The sequence below is a fragment of the Psychrobacter sp. 1U1 genome (assembly GCF_051847535.1).
Taxonomy (GTDB): Bacteria; Pseudomonadota; Gammaproteobacteria; order Pseudomonadales; family Moraxellaceae; genus Psychrobacter; species Psychrobacter saeujeotis.
This window is the reverse complement of sequence record NZ_JBPYDD010000005.1, coordinates 14,502-32,785: the sequence shown is the minus strand read 5'-3', so window position 1 is coordinate 32,785 and position 18,284 is coordinate 14,502. Positions and strand designations below refer to the sequence as shown.

General features: G+C 44.3%; 14 protein-coding genes and 3 tRNA genes. 10 read left to right on the top strand and 7 right to left on the bottom strand.

The window, feature by feature from the left end:
- Nucleotides 1–43 precede the first annotated feature (43 nt).
- On the top strand, nucleotides 44–1,003 hold the full coding sequence (locus ACS8FB_RS08680; protein ID WP_439262195.1) for a mechanosensitive ion channel family protein: 960 nt from the start codon (nucleotides 44–46) through the stop codon (nucleotides 1,001–1,003).
- A 63-nt stretch (nucleotides 1,004–1,066) separates the two neighbouring features.
- Complete coding sequence (locus tag ACS8FB_RS08675) at nucleotides 1,067–2,239, top strand: hypothetical protein (RefSeq protein ID WP_439262193.1); 1,173 nt, start codon at nucleotides 1,067–1,069, stop codon at nucleotides 2,237–2,239.
- 88 nt (nucleotides 2,240–2,327) lie between these two features.
- Here the strand turns inward: ACS8FB_RS08675 and ACS8FB_RS08670 are convergent, their stop codons facing one another.
- From ACS8FB_RS08670 to ribA, 3 genes are all read right to left on the bottom strand, one after another.
- Entirely contained in the window at nucleotides 2,328–2,801 is a 474-nt protein-coding gene (locus ACS8FB_RS08670) for a c-type cytochrome (protein ID WP_439262191.1), read from the bottom strand.
- A gap of 424 nt (nucleotides 2,802–3,225) precedes the next feature.
- The gene (gene hemF, locus ACS8FB_RS08665) at nucleotides 3,226–4,230 is read right to left on the bottom strand and encodes an oxygen-dependent coproporphyrinogen oxidase (RefSeq protein ID WP_439262189.1); all 1,005 of its coding nucleotides are present in this window, start codon (nucleotides 4,228–4,230) and stop codon (nucleotides 3,226–3,228) included.
- Between the two features lie 48 nt (nucleotides 4,231–4,278).
- The gene (gene ribA / locus ACS8FB_RS08660; RefSeq protein ID WP_439262187.1) at nucleotides 4,279–4,962 is read right to left on the bottom strand and encodes a GTP cyclohydrolase II; all 684 of its coding nucleotides are present in this window, start codon (nucleotides 4,960–4,962) and stop codon (nucleotides 4,279–4,281) included.
- 601 nt (nucleotides 4,963–5,563) lie between these two features.
- Here ribA and dxs point away from each other — a divergent pair.
- Both dxs and ACS8FB_RS08650 read left to right on the top strand, forming a co-directional pair.
- Entirely contained in the window at nucleotides 5,564–7,675 is a 2,112-nt protein-coding gene (gene dxs, locus ACS8FB_RS08655; RefSeq protein ID WP_439262604.1) for a 1-deoxy-D-xylulose-5-phosphate synthase, read from the top strand.
- Between the two features lie 251 nt (nucleotides 7,676–7,926).
- Nucleotides 7,927–8,754, top strand: a complete 828-nt coding sequence (locus ACS8FB_RS08650) for an inositol monophosphatase family protein (protein ID WP_439262185.1) — start codon at nucleotides 7,927–7,929, stop codon at nucleotides 8,752–8,754.
- A gap of 135 nt (nucleotides 8,755–8,889) precedes the next feature.
- Here ACS8FB_RS08650 and ACS8FB_RS08645 read toward each other — a convergent pair whose 3' ends face one another.
- Both ACS8FB_RS08645 and ACS8FB_RS08640 read right to left on the bottom strand, forming a co-directional pair.
- Nucleotides 8,890–10,284 carry a WS/DGAT/MGAT family O-acyltransferase gene (locus ACS8FB_RS08645; protein ID WP_439262183.1) on the bottom strand — a complete coding sequence of 465 codons (1,395 nt, stop codon included), beginning with the start codon at nucleotides 10,282–10,284 and terminating at the stop codon, nucleotides 8,890–8,892.
- Between the two features lie 121 nt (nucleotides 10,285–10,405).
- Nucleotides 10,406–11,233: a thiazole synthase gene (locus ACS8FB_RS08640; protein ID WP_439262182.1), complete on the bottom strand. Its 828-nt coding sequence runs from the start codon at nucleotides 11,231–11,233 to the stop codon at nucleotides 10,406–10,408.
- A gap of 344 nt (nucleotides 11,234–11,577) precedes the next feature.
- On the opposite strand from ACS8FB_RS08640, the gene gspE reads away from it, so the two are divergent.
- Nucleotides 11,578–13,119: a type II secretion system ATPase GspE gene (gene gspE / locus ACS8FB_RS08635; RefSeq protein ID WP_439262180.1), complete on the top strand. Its 1,542-nt coding sequence runs from the start codon at nucleotides 11,578–11,580 to the stop codon at nucleotides 13,117–13,119.
- A gap of 9 nt (nucleotides 13,120–13,128) precedes the next feature.
- On the opposite strand, the gene ACS8FB_RS08630 is transcribed toward gspE, so the two are convergent.
- The gene (locus ACS8FB_RS08630) at nucleotides 13,129–13,623 is read right to left on the bottom strand and encodes a RidA family protein (RefSeq protein WP_439262178.1); all 495 of its coding nucleotides are present in this window, start codon (nucleotides 13,621–13,623) and stop codon (nucleotides 13,129–13,131) included.
- 43 nt (nucleotides 13,624–13,666) lie between these two features.
- On the bottom strand, nucleotides 13,667–14,410 hold the full coding sequence (locus ACS8FB_RS08625; RefSeq protein ID WP_439262177.1) for a DUF4442 domain-containing protein: 744 nt from the start codon (nucleotides 14,408–14,410) through the stop codon (nucleotides 13,667–13,669).
- A 195-nt stretch (nucleotides 14,411–14,605) separates the two neighbouring features.
- Between ACS8FB_RS08625 and ACS8FB_RS08620 the strand changes: the two genes are divergently transcribed.
- The 5 genes from ACS8FB_RS08620 to ACS8FB_RS08600 all read left to right on the top strand — a co-directional run bounded on the left by ACS8FB_RS08620 (nucleotide 14,606) and on the right by ACS8FB_RS08600 (nucleotide 18,172).
- Nucleotides 14,606–16,075 carry an McrB family protein gene (locus ACS8FB_RS08620; RefSeq protein ID WP_439262175.1) on the top strand — a complete coding sequence of 490 codons (1,470 nt, stop codon included), beginning with the start codon at nucleotides 14,606–14,608 and terminating at the stop codon, nucleotides 16,073–16,075.
- 98 nt (nucleotides 16,076–16,173) lie between these two features.
- Entirely contained in the window at nucleotides 16,174–17,592 is a 1,419-nt protein-coding gene (locus ACS8FB_RS08615) for an McrC family protein (RefSeq protein WP_439262173.1), read from the top strand.
- Between the two features lie 219 nt (nucleotides 17,593–17,811).
- Nucleotides 17,812–17,888: transfer RNA gene (locus ACS8FB_RS08610), tRNA-Pro, on the top strand.
- 92 nt (nucleotides 17,889–17,980) lie between these two features.
- Nucleotides 17,981–18,057: transfer RNA gene (locus ACS8FB_RS08605), tRNA-Arg, on the top strand.
- 39 nt (nucleotides 18,058–18,096) lie between these two features.
- Nucleotides 18,097–18,172 (top strand) — tRNA-His (locus ACS8FB_RS08600).
- Nucleotides 18,173–18,284: the final 112 nt, after the last annotated feature.

Genomic DNA, 18,284 nt, shown 5'->3' with positions numbered 1-18,284 from the left:
TGACTTAATAAAAAAGGTAAATAACTTAAGGAGCTTCCCCTATATGCCTAGCCCTGAGGCAGACACCATTGCTTTTGATCCAGCTACCACGCCCGATGAGCTGACGTATCATAGCATCATAGATTCAGCAAATGAGATATTGGTTGGTTTTGTCGAGCGTATTCCATATTTTGTTGCATCAATTATCGTTATCCTAATTTTTTGGTTTTTATCAATAGTATTTAAAAAAATCGTTCACAAACTATTAGGTAGTCGGAGTCGACATCAAAATCTGGTCAAAGTGTTTCAGCGGGTAGGCGGGGCACTGATTATTTTTATTGGCTTTATGATAGCCATGGTCATTGCAGTGCCAGGTTTTACGCCTGCCAAGCTGATTGGTGCACTTGGTATCGGTTCGGTCGCCATTGGCTTTGCGTTTAAAGATATTTTTCAAAACCTGCTCTCTGGTATTTTGCTGCTGCTCTCAGAACCCTTTCGTATCGGCGATCAGATTGTCTCAGGCGATTATGAAGGGACTGTTGAAGACATCAAAATCCGTGCGACGACTATCAGGACTTATGATGGTCGGCAAGTGGTCATTCCAAACTCAGATCTGTATACGTCAGCATTGACTGTCAATACGGCGTATAAGCAGCGCCGTCTGCAAGTGGCAGTCGGTATCGGCTATGAAGACGATATTGAGACGGCAAAAGCGGAGATTTTACGTGCGTTAGATAAGGCCGATAGCGTATCGACGAAAGCTAAACCAAGTGTTATCGCAACTGGCTTTGGTGGCTCGTCTATAGATCTGACAGTACGCTGGTTTATCGAAGATGGTACTCAAGCAAACAAAGTCGCCTCGATTCATCAAGTCATCGTTGAGATTAAGACAGCGCTGGATGCAGCAGATATCAATATCCCCTTCCCAATAAGGACGATAGATCTAAGCGATCCTTCAGTAAAAGCCATCGTCAATAGATTAAATGAACATCAAGCTGTTAATACCGATAAAGCTGAAAAATAGCTTGATTACAATAAGGCCTCTGCTTTGGCCACAATGTTTGTCTACGTTGAGTAGTCTTTGCCTATGACTAAAAGAACCATCGCCCTTGGAGTCATGAAACTTAGCGTGGCTCAAAAACAAGACCACAGTGCTTTAGATACCTTAACTGAAGCAGCTATGGTTGCGTTTAATCAAGTTGTCCAAAAGACGTTGGATATTGAGGTGTCGTCGTTTTCCTTTACAGGGCATAGCCTTACTCCTAGCAGGCAAGGCTACCAAGCCCTCGACTTTGTACAGATCGGTATCAACGAAAAGACTGAACGCAAACTGGCCTTTTTGCTTATCGTTACAGATGTTGAGATTGCCGCCGCGTCGATGTCCTACCTTCTTGCGCTGCCATCGCAGCTTACGAACGTGGCTGTAATCTCCACGCGCCGCTTGGTCGATCATGGAGAGGACAAGCTTTTACAAAAAGGGCTTCGTACCGAGCGACTTACCACGATAATGCTGCACTGCTTTGGGCGACTGCTCAACCTAAGCTATACAAAGGAGCCAACCAACTATTTGGCGCGAGTGGAGATGTCAGACGATCTTGACGCCATGCGACATTTCACAGTGATTCAGCAGCAGCAGATGGTCAAAAATTTGCCACAAGAAGCCAATGATCGTTACTCTAGGGGCGGTAAGCTTACCTTTATCATACGTCACATCTTAGGCAACCTTCCTCGAATATTTCGCGGCGCTATTAGAGCGAATCCGTTACGCATTACCACCAAGCTACCAACCATGATCGCAACAGCGCTTTCAGTGATTATCGTCCTTATATTTGGCGGGGAGACATGGGATTTTGCTGCTTCAGTTTCCTACGGACAGCTCACAGTCTTTGTGATTACAAGTTTTTTGGCAGCCAGCTTTGTGCTATATCGAGCTTTTTCTTTTCGGCTGATTGCAACACGGCGAGGGCAGACGTCGGAGAGTTCAGTGGTTACAGCGGCAGCCACCTATTTGGCACTGGTACTGACCTTAATTTGTATGTTTTTTATGTTTGGCGTGTTGATGTACGGCGTGGTGGTGTTTGTGTTTCCGGATGCACTGATGAGCACATGGACTTCTGATAAAGACGGCGCTACCTTTGCCGCTCATATGCGACTGGCTGCCTTTTTGGCAGCGGTGGGAGTGCTGTCAGGCTCGCTTGGTGGGTCGGCAGATTCTCGCTCTGTGGTACGCAACGTACTGTTTGCCGCTGACGAAACCTAGAAGCTAGTCGCACTGCTGACCCTTCATACCTGATAGATTATGGTCACCAGCAACACATGATTAACCATGATCTTTGATTTAGACTGTTTTAGTTATCTGTTTCTACTTGATAATCATCGTGGCATGACTTACAGCTTTTACCAACCGCACCAAAAGCATCTTCGATATCGCTGGCGCTGGTTGCCGTTGATGCCGCCATATTAAGCTCAGCACTGGCTTGTTGGAAATCTTCTGAACGAGCAATAAAATCATCGTTGTTGCTCCAAACTTCTTCTTTTGCATTACCAACAGCTTCAGCATCTACAAAATGATTCCAAGGGGTCTTAGACTCTTCCGCCAAAAACGCGGCTTGCTCTTGAAATACTTCAGCGTCAAAGGTATCTGGTTCTTTGACCATGCCGCCCATGACCTTCATTGAATCGCCATAATTTTTCATAATATCTTGACGCGCTTTAACATCAGGATGAGTAGGGCTGCTACAAGCGGTGATGCCAAGTGCCGCTGCCATAAGCGTAACGCAGAAGATTGATTTTATCGATTTGTTAGCGTGAACTTGTGTCATGTATATAACTCCTTTATACGTGGCTAATAGGAAGCATCTAACCAATGCCAATCCTTAAATGAGATGGTTATGTAAAATATAAAATAGACGCTTATAAACAATGGTTACTCATAAGTGTCTATTCTATATGCATTGTCTTTAATGTAACGGTGGAAGCTACGATAGATGTAGGTCTCTTGCGTACACTTTTGTAAGCGCATGTAACTTTATAATTAATAGCACTATAAAAATAAAGGTCAGCTATAAAAGCTGACCTTCATTCGTAATTGGATACGATGCTGTCCATAAAGAATAGACAGTTTATAAAATATCGTTAGGTATAAGCGCAATACAATGACCACTAGCAATACAATGACCACTATACGGTATAGATTATACTAAAAATACTGATTGACCATTGTAAGCTCCATTATGCCAACAAGGATTATAAAGTCAACCAATCGCGCGGTTTTAGATAAAAATCGGTTAGCTCAAACTCTGGTGTACCTTCGATCGGCTCAAAGCGATAATGCCAACTGGCAAGAGGCGGCATGCTGACTAAGATAGACTCGATACGTCCATTACTTTGAAGTCCAAACAAAGTGCCGCGATCATAGACAAGGTTGTACTCGACATAGCGACCGCGACGATACAGCTGAAATTCGCGCTGCTCATCAGTATAAGGGGTGTCTTTACGCTGCTCAAAAATAGGCACGATACCTTCAAGGTAACCATTACCTACCGCTTTCATAAAGTCAAAGCAGGTCTCAAAATCCCAGCCACGGCTCTCAGTATTGACATCATCATAGAATAGACCACCAATACCGCGCTGCTCATCTCGATGACGCAAATGAAAGTACTCATCACACCACTGTTTAAAGTCAGGATAGACGCTGTCACCAAAGGGCGCGCACAGATCATGACAGACTTGATGCCAATGAACACAGTCAGCCAATACAGGGTAGAACGGCGTCAAATCAAAACCGCCACCAAACCACCAAATAGGGTCTTCGCCTGCAGCTTCTGCGACAAATAAACGCACGTTAGCGTGGCTGGTAGGGACGTTTGGATTCTTGGGATGTACGACTAGAGATACACCCATTGCTTGTGCCTTGCGACCGGCAATGTTAGGGTGACGAGCAGTTGCTGAAGCGGGCAAGTTATGAACATGGATATGGCTAAACATGACACCTGCTTTTTCGATGACCTTGCCATCTGCTAAAACACATGAGCGTCCGCCCCCACCTTCTGGACGCTCCCAGTCGTCAGGAACAAAGGTTGCATCGCCGCCGCCGTCACGCTCTTGCGCTTCTAGTGTTTGACAAATACGCGCTTGTAGGTCAACCAAAAACTCACGTACACGTGTGATGTCATCAGGTGTCGGCGTGGTTTGGTTGCCGTTAGCATCAGTATTGTGGTTGGTTGTACTATTTAGATTGGGAATGCTCATAAAAATTTCTATCACTATAGCCGTTGGTAAAGATTTTTGATGATAAGTTTATTTATTAAGATGAGCTTTGGTATAAAACTCTTTATCAAGCAGATGACCCATACGGTCACGTTTGGTGGCCAAATAATCGGCGTTGCTGTCATTGACCCCGACCACCAATGGTACCCGCTCAACGACATTGATACCATTGTCCGTCAAATAAGACACTTTATCCGGGTTGTTGGTAATAAGACGAACTTCATCAACGCCTACATGAGCAAGCATAGGGCCACACATATCATAGATGCGCGCGTCAGCAGGCAGCCCTAACATAAGATTGGCATCTAGGGTATCATGGCCTTGATCTTGCAAAGCATAGGCACGAATTTTATTAGTCAATCCAATACCGCGACCTTCTTGACGCAGATATAAAATAGCACCGTAGCCAGTCGCTTGTATTGCCTCCATAGCCGTATTAAGCTGTGGTCCGCAATCGCATTTTAACGAGCCAAAAGCATCGCCTGTCAAGCATTCAGAATGGATGCGCACTAAAGGTACAGAGCTCTCTACTGGCTTGGTATGAGGTTTTATAGGGCGTGTTTGCATAGTGTTTTTTTCTGGCAGAGGGTCTACCACTGGTAGGCCAACACTAAGCATCACGTGTTCTTGACCGTCTTCATTTTCAAATACATGAAGGTCAAACTCGCCGTGACGAGTGGGTAGTTTTGCACTGGTAATAAATTGATATGACATTGATGTCCTGCATAGGCCGATCATCGTGGCAGTAGAAATTATAAAGGCCATAGTCGTATCGTAACGGCTATGTGTCGAAGAGCGGGATAAGCAAGCTATATGTTTGCAAAACCCCTGTTCATAATAACTGTCACTAGCTGGTTATCATTGTATAATGTTCATAATGATAACTTTTCAACGTGATTGTGAGAAAAACACACAAAGTTCACAGACGATGCACGATGAGTAAAGCGACAGTTTAAAAAAAATGCTATTATGCCATACTATTTTAACGGATACAGTGACAAGTCTTTGCCCTTATATTACTGTATCGTCATTTGTGCATAGTATGCAATATATGGTTATTGATTTACTATTGTCATGGTTACTTTTATTTTATGTCTATGATAATGGTACATTTAAACAAAACATGTAAATAGTTTCATGTAAATACTAATAAACAGTGACGATGCGCTAAGCATATCGCAATCTATAAGTAATAGCAGTATATACTACCTAGCTATTGTAGATGGTTTCATAACACCGTATCAATATGATAACGGTGTATGACGATATAGTAAGATGGCGCTTTGTCAGCAGCTTGGTAGGTATCGTACGATTTATGCAGCAGTCACCTTATTTTTTACAGTCTCAGTCAGCATCTGCGTCACCTCATACGTCGCTATCTAGGCCATTGGCTACCGATTCTGCTGCACACCTATCAGGCTTGCAACAGACTTTTAAGCAGATACCGCGCACGCGTCCTTATACGCCGCTACTTGATACAATTGATGCGCCTGTAGACATCAAAGCACTCAACACTGAGCAATTAATCGTGTTGGTCGATGAGCTGCGCTTGTTTTTATTGTATTCAGCGGGTCAAAGTGGTGGGCATTTTGGGGCGAATCTGGGTGTGGTTGAACTGACTATCGCTCTGCATTATTTGCTTGATACACCTCAAGATCAGATTGTTTGGGATGTGGGTCATCAAGCGTATGCGCATAAGGTCCTCACTGGTCGTCGCGATAAGCTCAGTAGTATACGCGCCAAAAATGGTTTGACAGCATTCCCTGAGCGTGTGGAATCCGTTTACGATACTTTTGGCGTAGGACATTCATCAACGTCTATCTCAGCAGGCTTGGGTATGAGCTTGGCGCTACGCTATCAAGGGCGCCCGCAGACGGTTGCTTGTGTCATTGGTGATGGCGCAATGACTGGTGGTATGGCTTTTGAGGCTATGAATGATGCTGTACAGCAAGATGCGGATTTATTGGTCATTTTAAATGACAATGACATGTCGATATCGTGTTCTATTGGTGGGTTTTCGCGACACTTAGCGATGCTTTGGGAGTCAGGTTATCAAGTTGATATCTCAGATACAGGGGCACCGGTGCTGCGCCATCGTCCAAACATGCAGGCATTTGATCGACGCAAACGTCATAGTGAACATCGTGATGTACCGCAGTTAGAAGACAATTTGTTTAAAGCCATTGGTTTTACCTATTTTGGGCCCTTTGATGGTCACAATATTCCTGAGCTGCTACGAGTATTGTCACTTGCCAAACAGGTAAAAGGACCAGTACTAGTACATATTTATACGACTAAAGGCAAAGGTTTTGCACCTGCGGAAGCCGATCCCGTCGGTTATCATGCCATTAGCAAATTACCCGCTGAAGACATTGTCGCCTGTGACTTTGCCAAAGATAAAGCGACTATCGAGAGTGAAGCTACTAAAGATAAGCCTTCTAAACTAAAGTATTCGCAAGTGTTTGGGCAGTTTTTATGCGATAAAGCGGCACAAGATAATAGGCTATTAGCGATCACTCCAGCGATGGAAGAGGGCTCTGGGATGATTGACTTTGCCCGTCAGTTCCCAGAGCGGTTTTTTGATGTGGCCATTGCTGAGCAGCATGCGGTGACACTTGCGGGCGGTATGGCAACGCAAGGCGTCAAGCCCATTGTCGCGATATACTCAACCTTTTTGCAGCGTGGTTATGATCAGCTTATTCACGATATTGCATTGCAAAATCTTGACGTGACATTCGCGATTGATCGAGCCGGTCTTGTTGGAGAGGATGGCGCAACCCATGCCGGCGTATTTGATCTGGCTTTTCTGCGCTGCGTACCCAATATGCTTATTGCAGCGCCAAAAGATGAAAACGAGTGCTATCACCTGCTTAATACTTGCTATGAGTATGAAGGAAGCACAGCGGTTCGTTACCCACGAGGCATCGGCACTGGCGCGATGATAAGTCGTCCAGCACAGAACTATAAGATAGGACAAGCCGTGGTAGAGACTGTATTGGGAAATGCCCATGCTACTAACAAGCTTGCGCTATTGGCCTTTGGTACGATGGTAGCGACGGCCAAGCAAGCGGCCAAGATATTGACATCTGATGGTGCAACCAGTGATTGTCAGGTGCAAGTCGTCAACATGCGCTGGGTAAAGCCATTGGATACCAATTTGCTTGAAACGTTGATTGAGCAAGGTGTGACTCATATTGCAACCTTAGAAGAGCATATGATCATGGGCGGTGCAGGTAGCGCTGTCAACGAGTATTTGCTCAATGCGTCTGCTGCATTTGCTGTTAGCCGTCCAGCTATTGCTAATATTGGTATTTCTGATCGTTTTATTGCCCATGGTTCACAAGCAGAACAATTGGCGGATTGTGGTTTAGACACTTATGGCGTGGTCATACAGTTACAGCGTTTATTGACTTCGCTCAAAGCATGATAGTTTGGCGTAACACCTGCTTGCCGTAGGTGCTAATTTTTTTACAGCTTGCATGATTTTTGATGGTGGCCATTAGCCATGGTAAGCCTGTTATTTATCGTTTTTTGTTTTTAGTATGTTGCGATCAGGCTGTTTAAGATCGTATAAGAAAGGCATAGATTGGCAGACAATTGGTATGCCAGCTATGTAAGCAATAGTAATATCTGTAGTCTTCATTCATTTTATTTATTCAACAAGTAGATAGGTTATTTATGGAACCCATGGTCGTCATCGCAGCGCGTACTGCCGAAAAAGTTGGTGCAGAGATTCTACACGCGCATCAAAATCGCCACAAAATTGAGTTTGATACCGAGTCAAAAGGTATCGACGGTTTAGTGACACGCATTGATCGCTTTAGTGAAGAGCTCACTATCGAGACCCTCAAAAGCAATTATCCAAACCATTCGTTTTTGGGTGAAGAGTTTGGTATGCAAGAAGGCCGCGGTGAGGATGCAGATTGGTGCTGGATTATTGATCCACTTGATGGGACCAAAAACTTCGTCCACGGAGTACCGCAGTTTTGTGTATCGATCGCTGTGCAGTACAAAGGCGTTACTCAGCACGGTGTGGTCTATGACCCTGTCCGTGATGAGATGTTCTCTGCCAGCCGAGGCAAGGGCGCACGTCTAAACCAGCGCCGTATCAACGTAAGCGAGCGTAAGACCATCGATGGTGGGTTGTTTACGACTGGTCATCCACTTGAGCGTCATCGTAATGGTGAAGTCATCTCTTTTGCCAAAGAGCATTTTGAAAGCTTACAAAAAGTGTCTGAGGCAGGTGGTCAAATGCGTCGTTTGGGTTCGGCAGCACTTGATTTATGCTATGTGGCAGCAGGGCGTTTTGATGGTTATTTTGAGATGTCTATTAAGCCATGGGATATCGCAGCAGGTGAGCTTATCGTATCAGAGGCACGCGGCGTTGTGGTTGATCATACAGGCGCACATAACTCCATGAAGTCAGGCTCTATTTTTGCTTGTAACGTCAAGCTACTAAAACCATTGATGCAAATAGTGGTGCCAACATGGCGTGACGCTGTATAAGGGCATTGCACCAATAAGACTGTACTTAAAAAGTTGTGTTTAAAAAATTTAAAAAGCTGACTCTATGATAGGGTCAGCTTTTTTTATGGTAATTTTATAAGATGAGACCTTTAACGTTATTCACAGCCCTCAACGTTATTCACGTAGTCCCAATTCTTTTTCTTTACTCACGTTTTCTAGTACAGCAAGCTCTTCTTCAATCAAGCCCAGCATGTCTTGTACATGCGGCAACAGCTTGCTACAAGCGGTAATACAAAACTCTACTTTATCTAAATAGCTGGCAAGCGTGATGTTCATTGCTTGACCATCCAATATAATAGAAGCTGGATACAGTGCTTTGAGCGGTGCGCCGTTCCAGTACAGTGGCTTTTTAGCCCCAGGTACGTTAGAGATAATAAGGTTAAAAGCTTGTTTTTTGGGGAATATGCCCGTTAATAGGTTAATGCCTTCCCACGCATAAGCGATGGCACTATAGTTGATTACCTGTGCTTGATTCATACGACGGAACCGACGTTTTCCACTATTCATACTGCCATTGATCAGCTGTAGTCGACGAAGAGGGTCATCTAAATGCGTGCCTAAGTTTGCCAAAACAAATGAGATTTGATTGCCAGTGGTACTATTGTCGCTGCGTAATGACATCGGTACAAAAGCAATCAAGGGTTTATTCGGTAACGCATCAAGTTTGAGCAAGTAACGCCGTATGGCACCAGAGCAAACAGCAAGTATCACATCATTCATACTGACATCGAGTTTGTCAGCGATGTCATCAAAGCGCTGCATATCATAAGATTGCGCTGCAATTCGCCGTGAGGCAGAGATGCGCTGGTTTAATATACTCATGGGAGCATCAAAGGTGCCAACATAATCGTCTTTGCCATGATGTTTAAAGTTATCCAGTAGTTCGGTAAATACCGGCTTAATGGTAGATAGCTGCTCTTTTATAATACGAGTCACAGAGCGTCCAGTAGGTATCAGAGCATCTACTTGATTACGATGGCGTGCCATGAGTGACCACACTGGCAGCGTCATAGGCTCATACGGTGACTGTGAAAGCGACTTTTGGATGAGGCGCATGGCAGCGATACCATCGACCAATGAGTGATGAATCTTAAAGTATAGGGCAAAGCGTTCAGGACTATCGTCAGTCTCTGGTTGAATTCCCTCGATAACATGACATTCCCATAGTGGCATCGCCCGATCAAGTAAGCGCCCATGCTCTTTTGAGACGTACATCAGTAGCTCTCGGACGCGAGCAGGTCTTGGCAAGGCAACATGACGAAAATGATGCTCAACATCAAAATCTTCATCTTGCTTCCAAAACAACAACCGTTCGAGTACCTGATTGAACGGAAAGCTTGGTGGTACGTCAGAGGTTTGCATTTGTCTTACCAGCTGATAAACAAAATCACCCTCTGCGTTTTGAGCGTCGACCGGTAGTTCAAACAAAAACAAGCCGCCCACATGCATAGGCTGTTTACGCGACTCAAGAAGTAAAAATAACTGATCAACTGCCGTCAGTAAGCGCATGAGGTGTCCTTTAAGGTCAATGAGTAAGGTCAATGAGCTGCGTATTATAAGTAGCCTGTCGGCACATCGATATGAACAGCGGTTAAGTTAAGCATATAAACGACTGGGTATCAAAAGCATTTTATTGAAAAAAGTAACCAGTTTGCGGCGAGCTGGCTTGTGCCATCTTACGCATAGGCATCCGTCCTGCCAAAAACGCTTCACGACCCGCCCAAATAGCGTGTTTCATTGCGTGGGCCATCATCACTGGTCGTTGAGCATTGGCAATCGCTGAGTTCATAAGTACACCATCACAACCAAGCTCCATGGCAATAGCCGCATCAGAGGCAGTACCAACGCCAGCATCAACCAATACTGGCACCTTAGCGTTTTCGATGATAAGGCTGAGCGTATGGCGGTTGAGGAGTCCAAGGCCAGAACCAATAAGGCTACCCAAAGGCATAATCGCCACACAGCCCATACTTTCTAGCTCTTGCGCGACAATGGGGTCGTCTGATGTGTATACCATCACCTCAAAGCCATCATCAATCAGTACTTTTGCCGCCTTTAAAGTTTCCATAATATTGGGGTACAAACTGTTTTCGTCACCCAATACTTCAAGCTTAACTAAGTTATGACCTCCCAGCAGTTCACGCGCAAGCTTACAAGTTCGAACTGCCGTCTCAGCATCAAAGCAACCAGCAGTATTGGGTAAAATAGTATATTTATCAGGCGAGATGACATCTAACAAGTTCGGCTCGTTACTGTTTTGACCAATGTTGGTACGACGAATAGCGACAGTGACGATCTCGGCCGCTGAGGCTGCAATAGCGGTTCCGGTCTCAGCCATATCTTTATATTTACCAGTGCCGACCAATAGACGTGATGAAAAGGTGCGACTACCAACAGTAAAAGTATCTTGAACAATAGGGGAGTTCTCAGTGGTAGTTTGAATGGAGGCTTGAGACATATCTGAAATCCTAATAACGGGCGGACTATAAAAGATGAAAGGCATAAGCAGCACTAATACGAGCAGTCAAAGCCAGTACTAGGAATCAAAAATAGTACTAGGAGTCAATACTGATAAACGCTTATCGAAACGTAAAAGGTCGTAAAAGCCTTGCTAATGATATAAAACAAAATGTTATTATAACAAACTCATAAGCGCTTACCGACAACTTTACTGAGTTTAATCATGTAAGTATAAGGCACTTATATTAGATACTGCCTACTTATTAAAAACCCTAACGCCTTTACTAAAGAGGCTAAGCACTTATTATTTATCACCCACTTTATTTTTATCAGGTCGTTTTTATGATGCAACTGCCGTACAGTTTTGCAAAACGCCACCAGCTCTTAGTGATTTTAGCGATGGATGCTGAGCTGCCACCGACGTTGATACTGACCAAAGCTACACCGCTTTCTGCCATCAATGAAGCTGTGCGATTTTTGCAGCAGCAAGGCGTACGCGGTGTGCCTGTTTATGACAGCATCAGCATGGACGAATTTGAAAAACGCCTGAATGCAGCTTATGCAGGCAATACGGGTGAGTCTCAGCATATCGCCGCTGGTCTTGAAGACCATCCAGATTTGGACAGCTTAGCAGATAGTGTGCCTGAGACCGAAGACTTGATGGATCAGCAGGATGATGCGCCTATTATACGTCTCATCAATGCGCTATTATCAGAAGCGATACGTCTTAATGCCTCAGATATCCATATCGAGACTTTTGAAAAGCGTCTGGTTGTCCGTTTTCGGGTGGATGGTGAGCTCAAAGAAATCATTACGCCCAAACGTCAGTTGGCACCGCTTTTGGTCTCACGGATCAAAGTCATGGCCAAACTTGACATCGCAGAAAAACGCGTGCCTCAAGATGGGCGTATCAGTCTACGGCTAGCAGGGCGTGAGGTCGATGTGCGGGTATCAACGTTGCCCTCAAGCTTTGGGGAACGCGTGGTCATGCGCTTGTTAGATAAGCAAGCAGGCCGCCTCAATATGACTTATCTTGGGCTTGCAGACAATGACTATACTGAGCTTAAACGCTTAATCCATCGTCCGCATGGCATTATTTTGGTGACAGGTCCTACGGGTTCAGGTAAAACGACGACCCTATATGCTGCATTGACCGACTTAAACGATCAGACACGTAATATCTTAACGGCTGAAGATCCTATCGAATTTCAGCTTGATGGTATTGGGCAAACCCAAGTGAATAATAAAGTAGATATGACCTTTGCCACCAGTCTGCGAGCGATGTTACGTCAAGATCCAGATGTGGTCATGGTTGGTGAGATTCGAGATATCGAAACTGCTGAGATTGCAGTACAAGCGTCATTGACAGGGCATTTGGTGTTATCAACATTGCATACCAATACCGCTATCGGTGCGGTGACTCGCCTGCAAGATATGGGGGTGGAGCCGTTCTTATTATCGTCTTCGCTTATTGGCGTGGTCGCGCAGCGCTTAGTACGTACCCTTTGTGCCCATTGTCATACGTGGCAAACGGCAGATAGTGAGCAAGCAAAGCTGTTCTCTGAGATTGGTATTGAAACTGATTCTAAAGATTCAGTGACGACAGCGCTCAAGCTACCAAAGCCTGTTGGCTGTGATAAGTGCAATCAGTCTGGGTTTAAAGGGCGTACAGCAATATATGAAGTCGTACCAATTGATGATACGTTAAGACGTATGATTCATAGTAATACTGCGGAGTATGAGCTTGAATCTTATGCTCGTCAAAAGACCCCATCGATTCGTGCTGATGGTTTGCATAAAGTGATAGCGGGACAGACGACATTAGAAGAAGTACTACGCGTCACCAAAGAAAGCGCCCTAACTGAGGACGCTATCATTGTATAATTGAAGCTATTATTTTGCTGCCATACATTCAACTTCAACGCTAGCACCTGCGGCCAAGTCTTTGACACCAAATGCTGAGCGCACAGGGTAGGGTTTGGCAAGTTTGGCTTTATAGACTTCATTAAACGCATTAAAGTCGTTCATATCAGTCAGCATCGCCATACATTTGATGATGTCAGACTTTTGGTAGCCATATTGTAGCAATACGTCGTTGATATTGTCTAACGTTTGCGCGGCTTCGGCTTTAATACCGCCTTCTACCAGTTTGCCGTCTTTAAACCCAATTTGTCCTGACATATATAAGGTGTCACCAACGCGTACGGCGCTAGAAAACGGATAGTCACCGCCGTCACCCAAAAAGACAGGCTTAGATTTGGTCATAGTGGCTGTATTGGTAGTCGTCGCTGGAGCGGCATTTGCACTAACGGCCAGTCCCAGTGAGCAAGCACCCACAAAAAATGCCTTAGATAGGCGACTGATAAATTGATGGGTAAGTTTAGACATTATTGACTCCTTGTTATTGATTATTTACGTTATCGTCTACTGGTTATTTATTATCGGTGGAAGATAGGTTTTCAGCTTCAGCTTCAGCTTCAGTTTCAGTCTTGTTGTCGTTGTCAGCGTCAGTTGCTTTATCAAAAGGTTTGCCTTGACGACGGGCTTCTAATTCAGCCTTAGGTATCCATGCCCATGTCATCTCAACCGTAATGGGATCACGCACGCTGTCAGACTCACGATCGTTGATGATGCATGGAATAACCATCTCGCCTTTGGGGGTATCTAAAATATCTGAGCGCTGTTCATCACTTAAGGTAGCGACCGCTGCTACTTGCCCTTTTTTAAGCGGACGATAAAAATTGACAGAATAAGATTTTATCAACAGCACACGATCAGAAGGTAGGTTTAACCCTAAGATAAAGCCTGTGGCGGTCTCAGCAAGTAGTGTAACAGCGACCGCATGAATAGAGCCAATATGGTTTTGTACAGGTTTATTGTTGTTTAAGCTGACCACCACTTGATTGGGTTCTACGGTTTCGTAATAGACACCCGTGGTCCCCACATAAGGCACGACTTTACCAAAGGCTTTGGATAAAATAGTCGAGCGTGCAGCAGTAGGTAGATATTTGGTAATGGATAACAGCTTGGTAAATTGATTGTTTACAGGCTTAAGCGAGCTAGGGTTCGACGGGGTATTTGCTTGAGGGGTTAGCGCATCAGATATTTTTTCAGGTAACTTAGCTGGTATCTTCGTCGATAATTTACTGGGTAGCTTATTTAATAATCCTGACATACAACGTTCCTCAAATTAATCTGGTTGGGCATTTTTAGATAACGAATAAAGCAATACATCTGATTACTACTTGCATCTGATTAATATTAGTACCATAAATGACCCTGCACACAAAATAGTAGTAACGTAACTATCGAAGAGTTGCAAACCCTATGTCTATTGTTTTTATCAATCGTTTTAATATTGAGTGAAGTTATGAATGACAGACCCATTAGCGAGCCTACCAACATTATTTATACGGGTGTCGCAGGTACAGGTAAGACTTATCGATTGTTACAAACTGCCAAACAGTATACCCATTATTTGCCCATCACGGATGGCAATGAGCTGTTGTCACAGTTGCTTTTTGAGCTTAGCTGGCGCGATGTGGTGTGCCTGATATTTTTGGACTTTAAGATCCAAAAAAAAGAGCTGGTAAAAGTGCCTGAAATCGTCAATCACGAGTTTTTTATCGCCAAGGCGGCGCAAAATGCACGTGAGAAAAATCTGAGTAATACAGCATGGTCAGTGCTGCAAATGCACAGCTCGGCCAGCTCAAAAACAGTGACCTATAAAAACCGCGCAAGCCAAGCTTACTTTGATAAAGACGAAAGTGGAGCATGGCATCTACTGCCAGAGAGTATGATGTTATTGACTCAGTTGTCGCAGCAGCTGGGCGAGTTTCGACAAGCGCAACAAGACAATCAGCCTGTACAAAAGCAGCGCTATAGTATGGTCAGCTTTCATCAAGCTTATGGCTATGAGGAGTTTGTCGAAGGCATTCGCCCGGTGATGAGCGGTAATGAACCAAGAAGGCAAGGCGCTCAAATCAATCGTCAAGCAGGTGAGCAAGGGATTAGCAATCAGATGCGCTATGATATTCAAGATGGCGCTTTTTTAAAACTCTGTAAGCGCGCTGCTAATGATCCTGAACATCGTTATGCTATGCTCATCGATGAAATCAACCGCGCCAATGTTTCTCGAGTCTTTGGCGAACTGCTTAGTCTGATCGAACCTGATAAGCGCAGCGGGCAACCAAATGCGATGCAAGTAAATTTGGCTTATTCTGGACGAGTCTTTAGCGTGCCTGCCAATGTCGATATTTATGCAACAATGAATACGCAGGATCATTCGTTAGCACCACTTGATATGGCACTACGTCGTCGCTTTCGCTTTGTCGACTGTCCACCGCAGGCTGAATTGCTGCCAGTTATTGGTGTTTTAGATCATAAAGATGCCCATCAAAGCTCAGATGAGCGTGAGTCATCAGAAGAAGTAGATTTAGCCAAACTGTTAAGAGGTCTGAATCAGCGTATCACGCAAACGTTGGGACAAGAGGCCCAGCTTGGTCATGCGTTTTTATATTCAGTAAAGAGTTTAGCGCAGCTACAAACAGTATTGGTTGAGCAGATTATTCCACAATTGGCGCAAGCTGTTGGCGGACAAGTGGCTTTATTACAGTATCTATTTAATGATGAGCAGCAGCCGCTTACATCGCAGTTTATTCATGACAGTCAACGCAGTCTGTCTCAATCGTCAAGTATAGACCATCAAAATCCTATGTTCGCTGATCAAAATACGTTTGTAGGCTCAATGGTGGCATCTGCTAACTATACTATTAATCCAGAGCTTCTGACGAAAAATGGCGAGTTTGCCAAACCTTATGTCTATCAACGTTTGTATTAATTTTAATGAAACATATATCAATAAACAGTCATTATTATAGCGCTGGATGCTCAGCGTCAAAGACGTATCCTGACTCAAATGTAGCGGGTCACGCTACTATGAGCGTGTTTGAACATCAGCGCTTGGTTGCAGAGGACTTTATTGACGTCGATGATTTTGCTTGGCTACTTGCGCAAGAATTTACGGTATTTAGCATTAAGCGCCAACGCGGACAATGGCAGCTCAAAGTGGGGCACTATATCGGTATTATTTTGCTGCCAAGTGGTGTTACGCTTGAAATACTGCCCAAAATAGTTGCAGGCTCACAAAAAAATAGCCTTACTCAAAGCGATGAAATCACGCGGACACGTCAATGGGTACAAGTGATGCTGGCTGATTTGATGTCTTTATCTAACAGACATCATAAGCTGCCGCATACCAAAAACTTAGGCCAGCTTAGTCAACATCTCACGCCACTATCGACACAAACGCCGCCACTGTCAAAATGGCTCATCAGACATTTTTTGCAGCTATTGTCCGATTATCGGCCAACCAAGCAGTATCAAACGCAAACCCACAACCAGTCAATGCTACAGGGTAAGCTACTCATTAAAGAGCAGCTAAAGCGTAATAGCCATCAGCCTCATAAGTTTGTCTGTGAAGTAAACCAATTGAGCACTGATATGCTGGCCAATCGTATGATAAGAAGTGCTTTGGTCTTTCTTGAGCAGTTGGCAGGCGCGTCTCAAGCCTATCACTCACAGTCTATATCATTGTCCGCAGCGTTACTGTCTAAGCTGGTGTGCTGGCGACAGATTGCTGTGCTTAACCCCTATGAGCGGCAAAGACTGGGTCCTCTCTATCAAATGGCAAAGCAGCAGCTAGCCTCACAGCCATTGTCTCGATTGCAGCGGCAATCTGTAGATAAGCTATTAGATTTGGCGTATTGGCTACTTCAAATGCAGTACTCAACTTTGCCCACAGGTAATGGTGTTAACCACAAAGATGGACAGTTGCGCCTATGTTTACTGATTAATATGAACCAAGCTTTTGAGCAGTGGGCAAGCGTACGTCTTACGCAGCTGTTTGAGAGGCCTACCAGTATTAATCAGCCTATTTATCAAATATTTACGCAGCAAAAAGATATATGGCTTCGGGATGCTACAGGGCAGACATGTCTGTCTATACAACCAGATTTATTGATTTATGACACAGCTACCGAAGCAAATAGTCAAAAACAGCGAACCGGTAAGGCGGGTACTGATGCCAGTCATTGTAGTCACGTCATTGATATCAAATGGAAGACATTGACTCATGCGCGTGATATTAGCGCCACTGATGCGTACCAGTTGACCAGCTATGCCCAAGCTTACCAAGCTAAGCAAGTTTGGCTAGTCTATCCGGTCATGGATGACACGCCCCAGCCAGTTGCACTTCAGCAGTCTATTGACTCTGTAAAGTTGAGCCATGCCATACTATGGCTCATGCCTTTTAATGTTACGACTGGAACGCTTAGTAACCCTTCTTTGAACGATTAAAAATCTAAATGATTAAAAGCAGATATTAGGCAAACCTGTGTGCAAACAGTATAACAATAAAATTATTTGGTAAAATTGATGAAAATAATTAAAAATAGGTGTTGACACTATGGTCTATAAGTCTTAATATATGCACCTCGATAGCGAGGAACACTAACAAGTTAGCGGCATAGCCAATAACAAGTTAGCTAACAAAACTAACGAGATAATAGAGAATATCGGAGTGTGGCGCAGTTTGGTAGCGCATCTGGTTTGGGACCAGAGGGTCGTAGGTTCGAATCCTATCACTCCGACCATCTATTTTAAGAGCCTTACAGGCTTTTTTTTATGTATAATAGTTTTGTTCGTAGCATTACGAATTATACTGAATACGTAAAAGCCCTTAAGAGCGCCTGTAGCTCAGTTGGATAGAGCACCTGCCTTCTAAGTAGGTGGTCGCAGGTTCGAGCCCTGCCAGGCGCACCATTTAGCCTGCAAATCTTGCCTTTCTTGGCAATAGTTATGGCGGTTGTAGCTCAGTTGGTAGAGCCCCGGGTTGTGATCTCGGTTGTCGTGGGTTCGAGTCCCATCAGTCGCCCCAATTTTTATCATATATATCTGCTTTTACCCATAAAATTGCCCTCGTTGGCATTTTTTTTCGTCTGCGTTTTTCTTTCCTATCTTTTTATTCATTTTATAGTTATTTTTTGTAA